Annotated in this window: 18 protein-coding genes; 12 read left to right on the top strand and 6 right to left on the bottom strand. The window is 73.2% G+C overall.

Going from position 1 to position 15,288, the window contains the following annotated elements; all coding sequences use genetic code 11:
• Positions 1-35: 35 nt before the first annotated feature.
• The 4 genes from ACPEEZ_RS03815 to glp are packed head-to-tail and all read right to left on the bottom strand — an operon-like array spanning position 36 to position 2,730.
• Positions 36-470 (bottom strand): molybdenum cofactor biosynthesis protein MoaE, encoded by a 435-nt coding sequence (locus ACPEEZ_RS03815; protein WP_423922987.1) that lies wholly within the window; start codon positions 468-470, stop codon positions 36-38.
• On the bottom strand, positions 463-951 hold the full coding sequence (locus ACPEEZ_RS03810) for a molybdenum cofactor synthesis domain-containing protein (protein WP_423922985.1): 489 nt from the start codon (positions 949-951) through the stop codon (positions 463-465). Before ACPEEZ_RS03810 ends, ACPEEZ_RS03815 begins: the two co-directional genes overlap by 8 nt.
• The gene (gene moaC / locus ACPEEZ_RS03805; protein ID WP_423922983.1) at positions 948-1,490 is read right to left on the bottom strand and encodes a cyclic pyranopterin monophosphate synthase MoaC; all 543 of its coding nucleotides are present in this window, start codon (positions 1,488-1,490) and stop codon (positions 948-950) included. Before moaC ends, ACPEEZ_RS03810 begins: the two co-directional genes overlap by 4 nt.
• Positions 1,483-2,730: a gephyrin-like molybdotransferase Glp gene (gene glp, locus ACPEEZ_RS03800; protein WP_423922980.1), complete on the bottom strand. Its 1,248-nt coding sequence runs from the start codon at positions 2,728-2,730 to the stop codon at positions 1,483-1,485. Before glp ends, moaC begins: the two co-directional genes overlap by 8 nt.
• Positions 2,731-2,784: 54 nt before the next feature.
• Between glp and ACPEEZ_RS03795 the strand changes: the two genes are divergently transcribed.
• The 5 genes from ACPEEZ_RS03795 to ACPEEZ_RS03775 all read left to right on the top strand — a co-directional run bounded on the left by ACPEEZ_RS03795 (position 2,785) and on the right by ACPEEZ_RS03775 (position 6,975).
• Positions 2,785-3,723: an MTAP family purine nucleoside phosphorylase gene (locus ACPEEZ_RS03795; protein ID WP_423922978.1), complete on the top strand. Its 939-nt coding sequence runs from the start codon at positions 2,785-2,787 to the stop codon at positions 3,721-3,723.
• Positions 3,720-4,826, top strand: coding sequence for an NAD-dependent epimerase/dehydratase family protein (locus ACPEEZ_RS03790; RefSeq protein WP_423922975.1), 1,107 nt, complete (start codon positions 3,720-3,722; stop codon positions 4,824-4,826). The genes ACPEEZ_RS03795 and ACPEEZ_RS03790 overlap by 4 nt, the downstream gene beginning before the upstream one ends.
• Positions 4,827-4,895: 69 nt before the next feature.
• Positions 4,896-5,594, top strand: a complete 699-nt coding sequence (locus tag ACPEEZ_RS03785) for a glycosyltransferase family 2 protein (protein ID WP_423922972.1) — start codon at positions 4,896-4,898, stop codon at positions 5,592-5,594.
• The gene (locus ACPEEZ_RS03780) at positions 5,591-6,229 is read left to right on the top strand and encodes a TIGR04282 family arsenosugar biosynthesis glycosyltransferase (RefSeq protein WP_423922969.1); all 639 of its coding nucleotides are present in this window, start codon (positions 5,591-5,593) and stop codon (positions 6,227-6,229) included. The genes ACPEEZ_RS03785 and ACPEEZ_RS03780 overlap by 4 nt, the downstream gene beginning before the upstream one ends.
• Complete coding sequence (locus ACPEEZ_RS03775; protein ID WP_423922966.1) at positions 6,226-6,975, top strand: SAM-dependent methyltransferase; 750 nt, start codon at positions 6,226-6,228, stop codon at positions 6,973-6,975. Before ACPEEZ_RS03780 ends, ACPEEZ_RS03775 begins: the two co-directional genes overlap by 4 nt.
• A 67-nt stretch (positions 6,976-7,042) precedes the next feature.
• Here ACPEEZ_RS03775 and ACPEEZ_RS03770 read toward each other — a convergent pair whose 3' ends face one another.
• Both ACPEEZ_RS03770 and ACPEEZ_RS03765 read right to left on the bottom strand, forming a co-directional pair.
• A complete protein-coding gene (locus ACPEEZ_RS03770) occupies positions 7,043-7,531 on the bottom strand; it encodes a hypothetical protein (protein WP_423922963.1) in 489 nt (162 codons plus the stop codon).
• Positions 7,531-8,850 carry a molybdopterin-dependent oxidoreductase gene (locus ACPEEZ_RS03765; RefSeq protein WP_423922961.1) on the bottom strand — a complete coding sequence of 440 codons (1,320 nt, stop codon included), beginning with the start codon at positions 8,848-8,850 and terminating at the stop codon, positions 7,531-7,533. Before ACPEEZ_RS03765 ends, ACPEEZ_RS03770 begins: the two co-directional genes overlap by 1 nt.
• 68 nt (positions 8,851-8,918) lie before the next feature.
• Here ACPEEZ_RS03765 and ACPEEZ_RS03760 point away from each other — a divergent pair, with 68 nt between their 5' ends.
• From ACPEEZ_RS03760 to ACPEEZ_RS03730, 7 genes are all read left to right on the top strand, one after another.
• A complete protein-coding gene (locus ACPEEZ_RS03760; protein WP_423922958.1) occupies positions 8,919-10,391 on the top strand; it encodes a glycosyltransferase family 87 protein in 1,473 nt (490 codons plus the stop codon).
• A gap of 24 nt (positions 10,392-10,415) precedes the next feature.
• Complete coding sequence (locus tag ACPEEZ_RS03755; RefSeq protein ID WP_423922956.1) at positions 10,416-10,844, top strand: TOBE domain-containing protein; 429 nt, start codon at positions 10,416-10,418, stop codon at positions 10,842-10,844.
• Positions 10,841-11,668, top strand: a complete 828-nt coding sequence (modA, locus tag ACPEEZ_RS03750; RefSeq protein WP_423922953.1) for a molybdate ABC transporter substrate-binding protein — start codon at positions 10,841-10,843, stop codon at positions 11,666-11,668. Before ACPEEZ_RS03755 ends, modA begins: the two co-directional genes overlap by 4 nt.
• Positions 11,669-11,696: 28 nt before the next feature.
• Positions 11,697-12,470, top strand: a complete 774-nt coding sequence (locus ACPEEZ_RS03745; protein ID WP_423922950.1) for an ABC transporter permease — start codon at positions 11,697-11,699, stop codon at positions 12,468-12,470.
• 86 nt (positions 12,471-12,556) lie between these two features.
• On the top strand, positions 12,557-13,738 hold the full coding sequence (locus tag ACPEEZ_RS03740) for an ABC transporter ATP-binding protein (RefSeq protein WP_423922947.1): 1,182 nt from the start codon (positions 12,557-12,559) through the stop codon (positions 13,736-13,738).
• A 54-nt stretch (positions 13,739-13,792) separates the two neighbouring features.
• Positions 13,793-14,893: a GTP 3',8-cyclase MoaA gene (moaA, locus tag ACPEEZ_RS03735; protein ID WP_423922944.1), complete on the top strand. Its 1,101-nt coding sequence runs from the start codon at positions 13,793-13,795 to the stop codon at positions 14,891-14,893.
• 2 nt (positions 14,894-14,895) lie between these two features.
• Positions 14,896-15,219, top strand: coding sequence for a MoaD/ThiS family protein (locus ACPEEZ_RS03730; protein WP_423922941.1), 324 nt, complete (start codon positions 14,896-14,898; stop codon positions 15,217-15,219).
• Positions 15,220-15,288 lie beyond the last annotated feature (69 nt).

The following is a 15,288-nucleotide window of genomic DNA, read 5'->3' as shown; positions in this document are numbered from 1 at the left end:
TCGGGGGCGTCCTGGGCGGACGACGAGGCCGGCGGTCAGCCCAGCGAGGCCACCCACTGCTCGCTGCCGTCGGTGAACTCCTGGCGCTTCCAGATCGGGACGCGCGCCTTGACCTCGTCGACCAACGCCGCGCAGGCCGCGAAGGCCTCGGCCCGGTGCGCGGACGACACGGCGCAGGCCAGCGCCACGTCGCCGATCTCGAGGTCGCCGACCCGGTGCTCGACGGCGATCCGCACGGCCGGGTGCGCCGCTGCCACGGCCAGGGCCGTCTCGCGCATCACGTCGCCGGCCGAGGGGTGCGACTCGTAGTGCAGCGCCGTCACGCCGCGCCCCTCGTCGTGGTCGCGGACCACGCCCTCGAACGTCACGACCGCGCCGGAGGCACGACTCGCGACGAGCGCCGAGCACTCCGTCACCGAGAGGGGCGCGTCACCCACGCGGGCCCGCAGCACCCGGTCGTCGTCAGTCATGGCCGCCTCCGTGCAGTTGGTCGATCACGTGGTCGAGCAGTTCGTCGAGCACGGCGAGCCCGTCGGACACCCCACCGGTGGAGCCGGGGAGGTTGACGACGAGGGTGCGGCCCGCGATGCCGACCAGGCCCCTCGAGAGGGCGGCCAGCGGGGTCTGGGCCAGCCCGCGCCTCCTGAGTTCCTCTTCGACGCCGGGGAGCCGGCGATCGAGCAGCGGCGACGTGACCTCGGGGGTGGCGTCGGTCGGCGAGACGCCGGTGCCGCCCGTCGTCACGACGACGTCGGGGCCGTCGGCGAGCGCGCTCCGCAGCGCGACGGCCACGGGTTCACCGTCGGCGACGACGACAGGCCCGGTGACGGCCCAGAGGCGTTCCTCGAACCAGGCGACGAGGCGCGGGCCGGTGGTGTCGGCGGCGAGCCCCGCGGCGGCACGGGTGGATGCGACGATGACGACGGCGCTCGGCACGGGCAGTGTGGTCATCGCGACCAGTCGCCCGACTTGCCGCCGGTCTTCTCGAGCACGGCGATCTCGCCGATCGTCGCCCGGTTGTCGACGGCCTTGATCATGTCGTAGAGCGTGAGCGCTGCGACCGAGGCGGCCGTGAGCGCCTCCATCTCGACACCGGTGACGCCGCGGGTCGAAACGGTCGTCCGCACGACGACGCGGGTGTCGTCCACCTCGAAGTCGACGGTCACCGAGCCGATCGGCAGCGGATGGCAGAGCGGGATGAGCGTGGACGTCTGCTTGGCGGCCATGATGCCGGCGATCCGGGCGGTGCTCAGCGCCTCGCCCTTGGGCAGCCGGCCGTCGACGATCTGCTCGACGACGTCGCGACGCGTCTCGAGGACGGCCTGCGCGCGCGCGACGCGGGTCGTCTCGGTCTTGCCGGTGACGTCGACCATGTGGGCGCTGCCGTCGGCCCGCACGTGCGACAGCCCCGACGCGGCGGGCGTCGTGCGGCTGCCGGCCGGCGTGGTGCTGGCGGGCACGATGCGGGGTTCGGGTCGCTGCTCAGTCATGGAGCGCCCACACTACGACCTCGTCGCCCTCCTCGACCCGGCCGACCCCGACGGGCACGTGCACGAGCAGCGTCGCGGCGGCGTGGGACGTCAGCAGGTGCGACCCGGGCCCGCCGATCAGCCGCACCCGGCCGTCGGCGTCGAGCTCGCCCCGCCGCAGCTGGTGCTTGCCGACGGGCGAGTCGGCGGCCTCGGCCATCGCGGCGACGGAACGCCGTCGAGGCAGGCCGGCTCCGGTCGCGGCCTGCAGCGCCGGTCGCAGGAACGCCTCGAACGACACCAGCGTGCTGACCGGGTTCCCGGGGAAGCACACGATCGGCAGCTCTCGACCGGCGACCGTCACGGTGCCCCAGCCCTGGGGCCCGCCCGGCTGCATCGCGACGGAGCCGAACACGACCCCGGCGCCCTCGAACGCGTCGCGCACCACCTCGTACGCCCCGGCGCTCACTCCCCCGGTGGTCACGACGAGGTCGACGTCGTCGGCGTGCCGGGCGACGACCGCCTGCAGGACGGCGGCGTCGTCGGACACCCGCTCGACGACGACGTCGACGCCGACCTCGAGCAGGGACGCCGTGAGCGTGATGCCGTTCGCGTCGTGGATGCGTCCCTCGGCGAGCGCGGTGCCGGGTGCCGACAGCTCCTCCCCCGTCGAGACGACGAGGAGGCGCGGGCGACGCACGACGTCGACCCGCGTCAGCCCCGCCGAGGCGAGCACGCCCCAGCGCGCCGGGGTCAGCGTCGTCCCCGCCTCGAAGAGGACCGTGCCGGCCGGCACGTCGCTGCCCGCGGCCCGGACGAACGTGCCGGGTGCCACGGGGCCGGGCAGCTCGACGTGGGCCTCGGCGCCCTCGGCCGGGAACACGTCGGGTTCGGCCCGCTCGATCGGGACGACGGCGTCGGCACCGGGCGGCATGGGCGCACCGGTCATGATCGGGGCGGCCTGGCCCGGCTGGAGGCGCGGTGCGGCACGACCGGCAGGGATGCGGTCCGCGACGACGAGGCGGGTGCCCCCGGCCTGCAGCTCGGCCGACGCGACGGCGTAGCCGTCCATCTGCGAGTTCGCGAACGGAGGCAGATCGAGGGGCGCGACGACGGCGGAGGCGAGGCGGCGATCGCGGTACGCGGCCGGGTCGGCGGCCATCCGGGCCGGATCGACGACGAGGCTCTCGACCGGCCGTGCCGCCAACGCCGGCCCGACCAGCGCGCGGATCTGGTGCTCGTGGTCGTCGATCGTGCGCACGCGGTACTCCTCGGGGCCGAACCCCAGTGGGGCGTCGTCGGTAGCGTATCGGGCATGACCGACAGCGCCACCGCCTCCTCGTCCCCCGCCTCCTCCCCCTCCGCGTCCGGTCTGCCGACCGTCGACGTCGCCGTCATCGGCGGGTCGGGGCTGTACTCGCTGTTCGCGCCCGGCACGGCGACGAGCCACATCGTCGACACGCCCTACGGCCCGACGTCGAGCGAGGTGACGATCGGCGAGCTCGGCGGTCGCCGTGTCGCGTTCCTGACGCGGCACGGCAAGGGGCACAGCACGCCGCCGCACCGCATCGACTTCCGTGCGAACGTCTGGGCGCTCGCCTCGCTCGGGGCCAAGGCCGTGCTGTCGTCGTCGGCCGTCGGCGGTGTCAGCCCGGAGTACCCGCCGGGGACGATGGTCGTGACCGACCAGTTCATCGACCGCACCTGGGGCCGCCCCGACACGTTCTACGACGTCGAGGGCTCGGTGCAGCACCTCGTGGCGGCCGACCCGTTCGACCCGGTGCTGCGCGCGGCGGCCGTCACGGCCCTGGAGGCGCAGGGCGAGCCGTTCGCCCCGACCGGCACCTGCGTGATCATCCAGGGGCCGCGTTTCTCGACCCGGGCCGAGTCGCTCTGGTTCCGAGCCGCCGGTGCCCACACCATCAACATGACGATGTATCCCGAGGTCCCGCTGACCCTCGAGCTCGGCATGGGCGCGGTCAACATCTCGTTCGTGACCGACAGCGACGCCGGCGTCTCACCGGAGGAGGCGGCCGCAGCCGGTGCCGCCGACGAGGACGCCGTCAGCCACCAGCTCGTGATGGAGCGGCTCGCCGCGGCCCAGCCGCGCATCGTCGCCGCCATCGAGTCGATCATCGCCGCGCTGCCGGACGACTACGAGCCGCGCGAGCTGATCCCCGCGAGCGCGGTCGCCGAGGTCCTGGCCCGTCCCGTCTCGGGCGCCGTGCAGGGCGGCCGCGGGGCCTCGTCGTGACGACGCCGCCCGACACCACCGGCTCGCCGCTCGGGCTGCTGCTCGTGACGGGTGGCGCCGGGTTCATCGGCTCCGAGATCGTCGCGCAGGCCCTCGACGCGGGCTGGTCGGTGCGGGTGCTCGACTCGCTGCGCGCGGACGTGCACGGGTCCGCCGCTGCCTCCACGCGGCCGGATCTCGACCCGCGGGTGGACTTCGTACTCGGCGACGTCCGCGACGCGGCGACCGTGGACGCGGCCCTCGACGGCGTGACGGCCGTCTGCCACCAGGCCGCCAAGGTCGGTCTCGGCGTCGACTTCCAGGACGCACCCGACTACGTCGACAGCAACGACGTCGGCACGGCCGTGCTGCTCGCCGCGCTCGATCGCGCCGGCGTGGACCGGGTGGTCGTCGCCTCCTCCATGGTGGTCTACGGCGAGGGCAGCTACCGCGGGCCGCACGGCACGGTCCGACCCGCCGCGCGGCGCATCGCCGACCTCGATGCGGGCGTCTTCGACCCGCGCGACGAGCACGGCGACCTGCTCGAGCCGCAGCTGATCGGCGAGGACGAACCGCTCGACCCGCGCAACGTCTACGCGCTGTCGAAGCTGGCACAGGAGCACCTCGTGTCGTCCTGGGCACGCAGCACGGGCGGCCGCGCCGCCGCGCTGCGGTACCACAACGTCTACGGCCCGGGTATGCCGCAGAACACCCCGTACGCCGGGGTCGCCTCGCTGTTCCGATCGGCGCTCGAACGGGGCGAGGCTCCGCGCGTCTACGAGGACGGGGCCCAGCGCCGCGACTTCGTGCACGTCTCCGACATCGCGTCGGCGAACCTGGCCGCCCTGGCCTGGACGGGCGAGCAGAGCCCCGACACGGTGCGGGCGTTCAACGTCGGCAGCGGCGCCGTGCACACCATCGGCGAGATGGCGGAGGCGCTGGCCCGGCACGCCGACGGGCCGACGCCCGTCGTCACCGGCCAGTACCGCGCGGGAGACGTGCGTCACATCACGGCGTCGTCGGAGCGGCTGCAGAGCGAGCTCGGCTGGCGCCCGCGGGTCGCCTTCGACGACGGGATGCGGGAGTTCGCGAGCGCGCCCCTGCGGGCGCCGGCCGGCGACTGAGCCCGGGGTGGACAGGTCGTTTCGCCGACACCCGTAACCTTCGAGGCCTGTCACCCGTACTGTCGAGTGATGACTTCACCCCGCATCGACGTGGTGCTGCCGTGCCTGAACGAAGAGGCCGCGCTGCCCTGGGTGCTCGACCGACTGCCCGAGGGGTACCACGCGATCGTGGTCGACAACGGATCGACCGACGCCTCGGCGGCCGTCGCCCGTGACCATGGCGCCACCGTCGTGACGGAGTCGCGACGCGGCTTCGGTGCGGCGGCTCACGCCGGGCTGCTCGCGGCGACCGCCCCGTACGTCGCGTTCTGCGATGCCGACGCGTCGATGGACCCGCGCGATCTCCCCGCGCTCGCGGCTCCGGTGCTCGCCGGCTCGGCCGAGCTCGTTCTCGGCCGTCGGCGGCCGACGACGCGCGGGGCCTGGCCCCTGCACGCCCGTCTCGCCAACCGGGCGCTGTCGATCCTCATGCGCCGCGCCTCCGGGGTCGATCTGCACGACCTCGGCCCGATGCGCGTCGCCGACCGCGAGGCCCTGCTCGGTCTCGACCTGCGCGACCGTCGCAGCGGCTACCCGCTCGAGATGGTGCTGCGCGCCTCCGAGGCCGGCTGGCGGGTCGTCGAACTCGATGCCCCCTATTCGCCCCGGGTCGGTCGCAGCAAGGTCACGGGCACGATCCGCGGCACATGGATCGCCATCAGCGACATGAGCCGTCTGCTGCGCGAGGTCCGCGGCCGTGCCGTCGTCGCCGGCGAGGTCTCGTCGTGACCACGATCGTCGTCATCGCCAAGGAGACGATCCCGGGCAAGGTCAAGACCCGGCTGCACCCGCCGTTGACCCTCGAGCAGGCCGCCGACGTGGCGGCCGCCGCGATCGCCGACACGCTCGCCGTTGCTATGAATCTGCCTGCAACCCGCCGAGTGCTGCTGTTCGACGGCAACCGAACACCCCCCGGCTCCGAACCGTTCGATGTGATCAGACAAGTGCAGGGCTCCCTCGACGAACGACTCGCCGCACTCTTCGACGAGGTCGACGGCCCCACCGTCCTGATCGGCATGGATACGCCGCAGGTCACGGTCGAGCACCTCGCTCCCGTCTTCGAGTCGTGGACCGACGACGTCGACGCCTGGTTCGGCCCGGCGAACGACGGCGGCTTCTGGGCCCTCGGTCTCGCCCGCCCGACCGGCGACCTGCTGCGCGGCGTCCCCATGTCGCGCGACGACACCGGGGCCCGCCAACTCGAGCGCCTGGCCGGGGCCGGCCTCAGCGTCCGTCTCCTGCCCGAGCTCGTCGACGTCGACACCATCGACGACGCGCGCCTCGCCGCGGCGGCCGCTCCCCACAGCCTGTTCGCCGCGGCCCTCGGCCGGGTCGACATCTCGATGACGGAGGGTCCCCGATGAGCCTCGTCGAGTCCGAGCACACCTTCGGCTCCGGAGGCGCGGAGCCGTACGCCCGCGCCCTCCGCCGCGAGGGGCGCCTGCACCTCGTGCGCGACGGCGACGACGACGCGCGGCAGGGTGGCTCGGTCGTCTCGATCGACACCCACGCCGGGAGTGGGCGCACGACGCACGCGCCGGACGCCTTCGACGTCGCACGCTGGAGCGCCGACGCCGACGCCGCCGACGTGACCGCGCTGACCTTCGACGGCCTGCTCGACCGGCCCCTCCCGGTGCTCGACATCGGCTGCGGACCGGCCCGCATGGTGCGCGCCGCCCTCGACCTCGGGGCACATGCCCTCGGTATCGACGTCTCGTCGACCGCGGTCGACATGGCCGCCGCCGCGGGCCTCCCCGTGGTCCTCGCGTCCGTCTTCGAGGACGTGCCGCGGGCCGGCACCTGGGGCATCGCCCTGTTGCTCGACGGCAACATCGGCATCGGCGGCGATCCCGCGGCCCTCCTGACCCGCTCGGCCGCCGTCATCTCGCCCGTCGGCTCCGTCGTCGTCGAGACGGCGGTCGACTCGACCAGTGACGAGCGGTACGACGCCCGTGTCGTCGACGAGCAGGGTCGAGCCAGCGGTTCGTTCCCGTGGGCCGAGATCGGGCAGGACGCCCTCGTCGGCTACGCGGCCGAGGCCGGGCTCGAGATCGCCCAGACCTGGGTGGCCGACGGCCGCACGTTCTGCCGCCTGACCCACACCGTCTGAGCCAGCCGGGTCAGTCTGAGCCAGCCGGGTCAGTCTGAGCCAGCCGGGTCAGTCTGAGCCAGCCGGGTCAGTCGGTTGCGGGAGTCGCGGCGTCCGCGGCCTCGCGTCGACGGACGACGACGAGGTAGAGCGCGACCGCGGCGGCCGCCAGCACGGCGACCACGAGCCACAGCACGCCGAGTCGCGCGGCGTAGTCGAACGGCAGCACGGTGTCGTTCTTCGGGCCCTTCGCCTTCGCGATGATCTCGGGGACGACCACGATGCTGAACACGGCGCCCACGACCACGGCGACCTGCACGATGGCGATCACGACCGGGCGGATGCGACGGCCCGTGCGCCGGACGAGCAGGGACACGGCGACGACGACGGGCCCGATGATGCCGTCGTGCACGATGACCGACCCGATCAACCAGACGAGCAGGCCGCCGTACCGGTTCGGGTTGACGGTGTCGGTCAGCACGTAACCGCCGAGCACGATCAGGAGGACGCCCACGACGAGCAAGACGATGCGGGCCACCCGGACCCCGCGCGACGGCGTGAGCGCGACGGTCGACATCAGATCACCTCGATCGTGCTGAGCCACTTGGTCTGCAGGACACCGGGACGCCCCGGGGCGATCATGCGCGCCGGGTACCCGTGGTCGATGCTCAGCGGCTTGCCGTTGAGCTCCAGGGCGACCAGGGTCACCGGGTCGGAGGCGTATTCGGGGCCCATCAGTGTCACCCGGTAGCCGCCCTTCTGTTCGAGACTCGTGATGCGCAGGGACCGGTCGGACGGCGCGTCGACGAGGGAGAGCAGATCGACCAGTCGCACGCCGCGCCACTGCCCCGTCTGACTCCAGCCCTCGACGCAGGCGATCGGCAGGCTCTCGTCGCGGAGGGTCATCCCCCTGAGGTCGTCGAGCGACAGGGTCCGGCTGCGGTCGCCGTGGGCGACGGTGAGCTGCCAGGCCGGGTCCATGGCGGACTCGAGCACCTTCGCGGCCGAGGCCGTGCGGTTGATCGGCAGGTCGTTGGGGCCGATGCCCTTGAGGCGCGGGCCGAAGGCGTTGAGCGGCGACAGCGGGGCGAACGACTGGCCGGCGGTGAGAGCCACGACACCGCCCGTGGCGACGCCGACCCCGGCGAAGAAGCCCCGGCGCGAGACACGCTGCGAGCGGGCCGGTCGATCCGTGTCGTGGGCCGTGTCGATCCAGTGCGTGATCCGCCCGACGAGACCGCGCGGCTCGGCCGGCTTCTCCGTGGCCGAGCGTGTGGCGGCCGCGCGGCGGGCCGCCAGCTCGCGGGTCGCCTCGAACTCGGCCCGAGCGGGGTCGAGCTCGCCGCGGGGCTCGATGAACCGGCCCTCGGCGTCGTAGCTCGTCTTCGCGCTCCAGTACCGGGTGATCAAGGGCAGCTTGACCGCGATGTGGATCGCGAGCGACCCGATGATGACGAACGACAGGGCGAAGTGCACCTGTTTGAACGGGAACGGCCACGGGTAGTACTGGTACGTGTTCAGGAGGCCCGTGACGATCTGCAGGATGGACGCGGACACGAAGAGGGCGATGGACGCGCGTTCGAGCACGTCCACGGGGTGTTTGATCGGCGGGTACTGGAAGAGCTGCGGGAACACGGCGTGCAGTTTCGCGAGCAGCAACGGGAAACAGGCGATACCCGCCGTGATGTGGATGCCCTGCGAGAGCTGGTAGAGCCAGACGGGCCGCGTGGGGAACGTCATCCACGCCGCCGGCTCTTGCAGGAAGTGACTGTAGAGGCCCGTCCCCAGACAGATCAGGAAGGCGGCGCCGAGGAGGCGACCGAGCACGGTCGCCGTCCGCGCGTTTCGCACGGGCGAAGACGCCGCGAGCCGGAGGCCGTACAGGAGTCTTCGCATGCGTGCATCATTCCGTGTCCTGCCGACATCGGCGCGGCTCCCAGGCGGGAGTCGGGCAGAGTGGTGTCGTGCGCAAGGTATTCGTGACGGTGGGTGCTGCCGGATTGGTGGTGGCCGCTCTGGCGAGCGCGGTGGGCTGGGGCGTCGTCCAGCTGCCGTTCCTCGACAAGGACGCCCGCACCTCCTTCGTCACCTGGTCGGCGATCTGCTGGGCATTGTTCGCCCTCGCCGTCCTCCTGCTCCGCTTCGTGCCGACACGGGCCGTCGCGGCGCTGGTGCTGATCGGCTCGACGGCCATCGGCGGGGCGGCCCTGCTGGGCCCGCCGAACACGAGCACCGACCCCGCCCGCTACGCCTGGGACGGCATCGTGCAGACGCAGGGTGTGTCGCCCTACGAGTACACGCCGGACGCGGGTCAGCTCCGTGACCTCCGCCCCGACTGGATCTTCCCTCCCGCGGCCGACTTCACCCGCGACGACGGCACCATCGGCCAGCGCTGCAGCCAGCCCGACCGGCAGATCCACCGCGCCTACGACAGCCAGACGGGCGACGTCGTCTGCACGGCGATCAACCGCCCCGACGTGCCGACCATCTACCCCCCGACGGCCGAGTTGTACTTCTGGGCCGTCCGGGCCGTCGTCGGCCCCGACGCCCAGTTCTTCCCGCTGCAGCTGCTCGGCGGGGTGCTCGTCGTCGGCTCGACGCTCGCCCTGCTGACAGCCCTGCGGCGTCGCGGCCTCGACCCCCGCTGGGCGGCGCTCTGGGGGTGGTGCCCGCTCGTCTTCGCCGAGGGGGTCACCAACTCGCACGTCGACCTCCTCGGGGCCGTGTTCGTGCTCGCGGCCTCGCTGCTCGTCTCGACCGGGCGGGGCTGGCGGGGCGGTATCGCGATCGGAGCGGCCATCGCGACGAAGCTGATCCCCGTCATCGCCGCCCCCGCCCTCCTCCGGCACAAGCCGCACCGCGTCATCGTCGGGGCCATCGTCACGTTCGCCGTGCTCTACGTGCCCTACGTGATCTCGACGGGCATCGCCGTGCTCGGCTACCTGCCCGGGTACCTCACCGAGGAGGGCTACGAGGACGGCAGCCGGTTCGTCTTCGTGTCGGCGTTCATGCCCGATGCGCTGACGACACCGGTGGTCGTGCTCGTCGTCGGCGTGACCGCGCTGCTGGTCTGGCTCAAGACCGACCCGTCGAACCCGTGGCTCGGTCAGCTCGTCATGATCGGCGTCACGTTGACGGCCGTCAGCCCGCGCTACCCCTGGTACGCCCTGCTGCTGATCCCGTTCGTCGCGATGACCGGTCGCGCCGAATGGCTGGCCATCCCCCTCGCGCTGCTCGTCCGCCAACTCGAGCCGACCATGATGCTGCAGCGCTCGTCCCTGGCGACGGCGCTGCTCGTCATCATCGTCGTGTCGTTGTGGCGGGCCGGGCCCGGCTTCGCCGATCGCCTGCTCGACGGCTTCGACGACGATCGACGGCGCGTGCGGCGATTGTTCCGCCGCACGACCGCATCAGCGGAGATATCGACCGCACGGTGACGCGCGCACGGCTAGGCTGTCTCCGTGACCGAGACCCTCTATCGCGTGAGCGAGGCCGCTGCCCTGATCGGCGTCTCCGACGACACCATCCGCCGCTGGGCCGATGCGGGCCGACTCGACCTCGTCGCCGGGCCCGGCGGACGCCTGGCCGTGCCGGGGCGTCGCCTCGCCGAGCTCGCGCGCGAGCATGCGACCCAGCCCGTGCCTCCGGAGGGCGAGGGGCGCGTCTCGCAGCGCAACCGCCTGGCGGGCATCGTGACGGCGATCACCCGCGACGGCGTCATGGCGCAGGTCGACGTGCAGGCGGGGCCGTTCCGGATCGTCTCGTTGATCAGCCGCGAAGCCGCCGACGAGCTCGGCCTCGAGGTGGGCAGCTCGGTCGTCGCGAGCGCCAAAGCCACCAACGTCGGAATCGATCTCGGCTCGCTGGGCCACACGGAGGACACGAAATGATCCACGCCCGCACCCGCTCGCGCCGCGTCGGCCTGGTCGCGGCGATCGCCGCCACCGCGCTGATCGCCCTCACCGCGTGCTCGAGCTCGAGCTCGGGCGACGCCACCGACACCGGCACCGGTGCCCCCGAGTCGAGCGGGCCCGCCCTGACCGGTCAGATCACCGTGCTCGCCGCCGCGTCGCTCACCGACACGTTCGACGAGCTGAAGACACGGTTCGAGGCGGAGAACCCCCAGGCGACGGTCACGCTCAGCTACGGCGGCAGCTCCGCGCTGGCGCAGCAGATCACCTCGGGAGCTCCCGTCGACCTCTTCTTCAGCGCGAGCGCCGCGACGATGAAGACGGTCACCGACGCCGGTCTCGCCGCGGGCGAGCCCGACACGTTCGCGCACAACGCCCTCGAGATCGCCGTGCCCGCCTCGAACCCGGCCGAGGTCGAGAAGCTCGCCGACCTGTCGTCGAGCGACGTCAAGGTCGCGCTGTGCGCCGAGGAGGTCCCGTGCGGCGCGCTCGCGAAGACCGTCCTGGCCGCCGAGGGCGTCACCGTCACCCCGGTCTCGCTCGAGCCCGACGTGAAGAGCGCGCTGACGAAGGTCGAGCTCGGCGAGGTCGACGCGGCCCTCGTCTACAAGACCGATGTCACCGCGGCCGGCTCGAAGGTGAAGGGCATCGCGGTCGGCGACGCCTCGACGCCCACCACGGCCTACCTCGCCGCTCAGCTGAAGGACGCGCCGAACGCCGAGGTCGCCGCGGCGTTCCTGGCGTTCGTGCTCTCGGACACGGGCAAGACGACCCTGAAGAATGCCGGCTTCGACGTCGACTGAGCATCGCGCGGGTCGACTCCCGCCGCTCGTGCTCGTGCCGGCCCTGCTCGGGCTGGCCCTGCTCGTGCTGCCCGCGGTGGCCCTGCTGGTCCGCGCTCCGTGGGCGACGCTCGGCCCGCGCCTCGCCAGCGACACCGTCGTCGAGGCCCTACGCGTCTCGGTCACCAGCGCCGTGATCGCGACGGCGCTCAGTCTCGTGCTGGGCGTGCCGCTCGCGTGGCTGCTGACCGTCAGCGATCGCTGGCCGGCCGTGCTCCGCCGTCTGCTGCGCGCCTCCGTCACGGTGCCGCTCGTGCTGCCGCCCGTCGTCGGCGGCATCGCCCTGCTGTACCTGCTCGGACGCAACGGGCTGCTGGGCCGGCCGCTCGACGCCCTGGTCGGCGTCACCATCCCGTTCACGCTGGGCGCCGTCGTGATCGCCCAGACGTTCGTCGCCATGCCGTTCCTCGTCTTAGCCGTCGAAGGGGCCCTCCGCGGCGTCGACCACGGTCTCGACCAGGCGGCCGCGAGTCTCGGCGCGTCTCGCTGGTACACCTTCCGACGGGTCACGGTGCCGCTCGTCGCGCCCGGGGTGACGGCCGGAGCGGTGCTCTGCTTCGCCCGCGCACTCGGCGAGTTCGGCGCGACGATCACGTTCGCCGGCACCTTCCCCGGACGCACCCAGACCCTGCCGACGAGCGTGTACCTGGCGCAGCAGAACGACCCCGAGACCGCCATCGCCATCTCGCTGCTGCTGCTCGGCGTCGGCGTCACCGTGCTCCTGCTGCTGCGCGACCGCTGGCTGACGACGGGGGCGAGGTGAGCCGTTCGCGGGCGGCGGGGCCCTCCGCTGCCCGGGGTGCGGGGGAACGTGCGCCGTCCGCGGGAGGGCTGCACGTAGATCTGGCCGTGACGCGACCGGCGTTCGAGGTCTCGGCGTCGTTCGCCGTGCCTCCGGGGCGGGTGCTCTGTCTGATCGGCCCCAACGGAGCCGGCAAGTCGACGCTGCTCTCGGCACTCGCCGGGCTCGTCCGGCCCGCCCGGGCACGCGTCGATCTCGACGGCCGCACACTCGACGACATGGGCGCCGAACCGCCACGGCACGTGCCGGTGCCCGAGCGACGGATCGGCACCGTCTTCCAGGGGTATCGGCTGTTCCCGCACCTCAGCGCCGTCGAGAACGTCGCGTTCGGTCTGCGGGCCCGGGGGCGACCCCGTCAGGAGGCGCGGGCCGCGGCCCACAGGGAGCTCGCGCGAGTGGGCCTCGCCGAGTTCGCCGACCGCCGACCGGGAGAGCTGTCGGGCGGGCAGGCGCAACGCGTGGCCGTCGCCCGGGCCCTCGCGTCGGAACCGCGCCTGCTGCTGCTCGACGAACCGCTCGCGGCGCTCGATGCGGAGTCGCGCGGGCAGGTCCGTGCGGCGCTCGGCTCGGTGCTGCGCGAGTTCGGCGGGGCGACGGTGCTCGTGACACACGACCCCGTGGACGCGGTCGCCCTGGCCGACGACCTGATCGTGCTCGAGCGGGGCGCCGTCGTCCAGACCGGCGCACCGACCGAGGTGCTGCTCGACCCGTTCACGTCGTACGCGGCGAGCCTGACGGGGGCGGCGTTCTGGGTGCCCGAGGAGACGGGTGACGGGGCTGGCGGGGCGGGCTCGGCTGGCTTGTCTGGCTCGGCTGGCTTGTCTGGCTCGGCTGGCTCGGCTGGCTTGTCTGGCTTGCCTGGCTCGGCTGGCTCGGCTGGCTCGGCCGGCTCGGCCGGCTTGCCTGGTGGGGCCGGCGGGGCGGTCGCCCGGATCGCGGACGGGCTCGTGGTGCGCTCGTCCTCGCCGCGGGCCGCGACCGGGCCGTCGCGCGTCGTCGTCCCGATCGATGCGGTCACGTTCGCCCCGGCGCAGGCGGAGGGCGCGATCGCCGTCCGGGTCGTCCGGGTCGAGCAGCGGCTGTCGCGCCTCGCGGTCACGGTCGCCACCGAGCGCGGTGGTCGGGAGGTGACGGTCGAGGCACCCCTGGCGTCCGTCGGCGGCCAGGGGCTCGAGCCGGGTCGCCCCGCGCACATCGTCATCGACCCCGATCGGGTCGTCATCCGCTGACCGAGCGGTGTGAGAACGGGTGCCGACGTCGGTGGCATCGCTTAGCCTTGCCAGATGACGGTTTCGCTCGGATTGCCCGCGATGCCCGGCCGCGCGCCCGGTGCGACCGTCGACACCGCGCTGCCACCCCGGCCCGCCGAGGCGACCGGGCTGCTCGACCGCTTCGGGCGTGTCGCCACCGACCTGCGGGTCTCCCTGACCGACAAGTGCAATCTGCGCTGCACGTACTGCATGCCGGCCGAGGGGCTGCCCGCGCTGCCCCGCGATCAGGCCCTGTCGGCGGACGAGATCGTGCGCGTCGTCGGCATCGCCGTGCGCGACCTCGGTGTGCGTCAGGTGCGTTTCACCGGCGGCGAGCCGTTGCTCCGCCGCGACCTGGTCGAGATCATCTCGCGGGTCGCCGCGCTCGAGCCGCGCCCCGAGGTCTCGCTGACCACGAACGCGATCGGCCTCGCCGAGCGAGCCCGGTCGTTGGCCGACGCCGGCCTCGACCGGGTCAACGTGTCGCTCGACTCGCTGCACGCCGCGACGTTCATGCAGGTCACGCGGCGGCCCTTCCTCGACCGCGTGCTGGCCGGCGTCGACGCGGCCGCCGCCGCCGGGCTCACCCCGGTCAAGATCAACGCGGTGCTGCTGCCCGGCGTCAACGACCACGAGGCACCCGAGCTGCTCGCCTGGGCGTTGCAGAACGGCCACGAGCTGCGTTTCATCGAACAGATGCCCCTCGACGCCGATCGCAGCTGGGACCGCGCCTCCTTCATCACGGCCCGCGACGTCCGCGGTCTGCTCGCCGACCGCTTCGACCTCACGACGGCCGTTGAGCCGCGCGACGGGGCGCCTGCCGAGTTGTTCGACGTCCACCCGCGCCACGCCGCCGACGCCCATCTCGCGGGTCGCGTCGGCATCATCGCGTCGGTCACCGAGCCGTTCTGCGACGACTGCCGTCGCACACGCTTGACGGCCGAGGGCAGCGTGCGCAGCTGCCTGTTCTCGCACACCGAGACCGGTCTCCGCGACGCTCTGCGCGACGGGGCGAGCGACGACGACCTCGCCGAGCTCTGGCGCGGTGCGATGTGGGCGAAGCCGGCCGGGCACGGCCTCGCCGACCCCGACTTCGTCCAGCCCGACCGCACCATGAGCGCCATCGGAGGCTGAGCGTGACGATCCAGAGCACCCCGGGCAGCACGGTCGCGACGTCGGAACTGCGCGACGGCACCTCGACGACGGTGACGCTGCGCTTCTTCGCGGCGGCCCGCGCGGCGACCGGCCTCGACGAGCAGGTCGTGACCGTCGAGGGCCTGCCGCGGGTCGGGGCCTTCCTCGCCTCCGTGCGCCCGGTCGAGGGGATGTCGGCGGCGGAGTTCCGCGAGCTGCTGCTGCGCTGCTCGTTCCTCGTCGACGGGCTGACGACGCGCGACCGCGAGCTGCTCGTCGCCGACGGTGCGGTCATCGACGTGATGCCGCCGTTCGCCGGCGGCTAGGCCGCGCCGCCGCACCCACGTCGCACGGGAAAAGGGACGAGACACCGCCGGGCCCGGCAGCGTCTCGTC

This window comes from Frigoribacterium sp. 2-23, assembly GCF_049601585.1.
GTDB lineage: Bacteria > Actinomycetota > Actinomycetes > Actinomycetales > Microbacteriaceae > Frigoribacterium.
The sequence above is the reverse complement of the archived record's forward strand: the minus strand, read 5'-3'. Positions and strand labels throughout refer to the sequence as shown.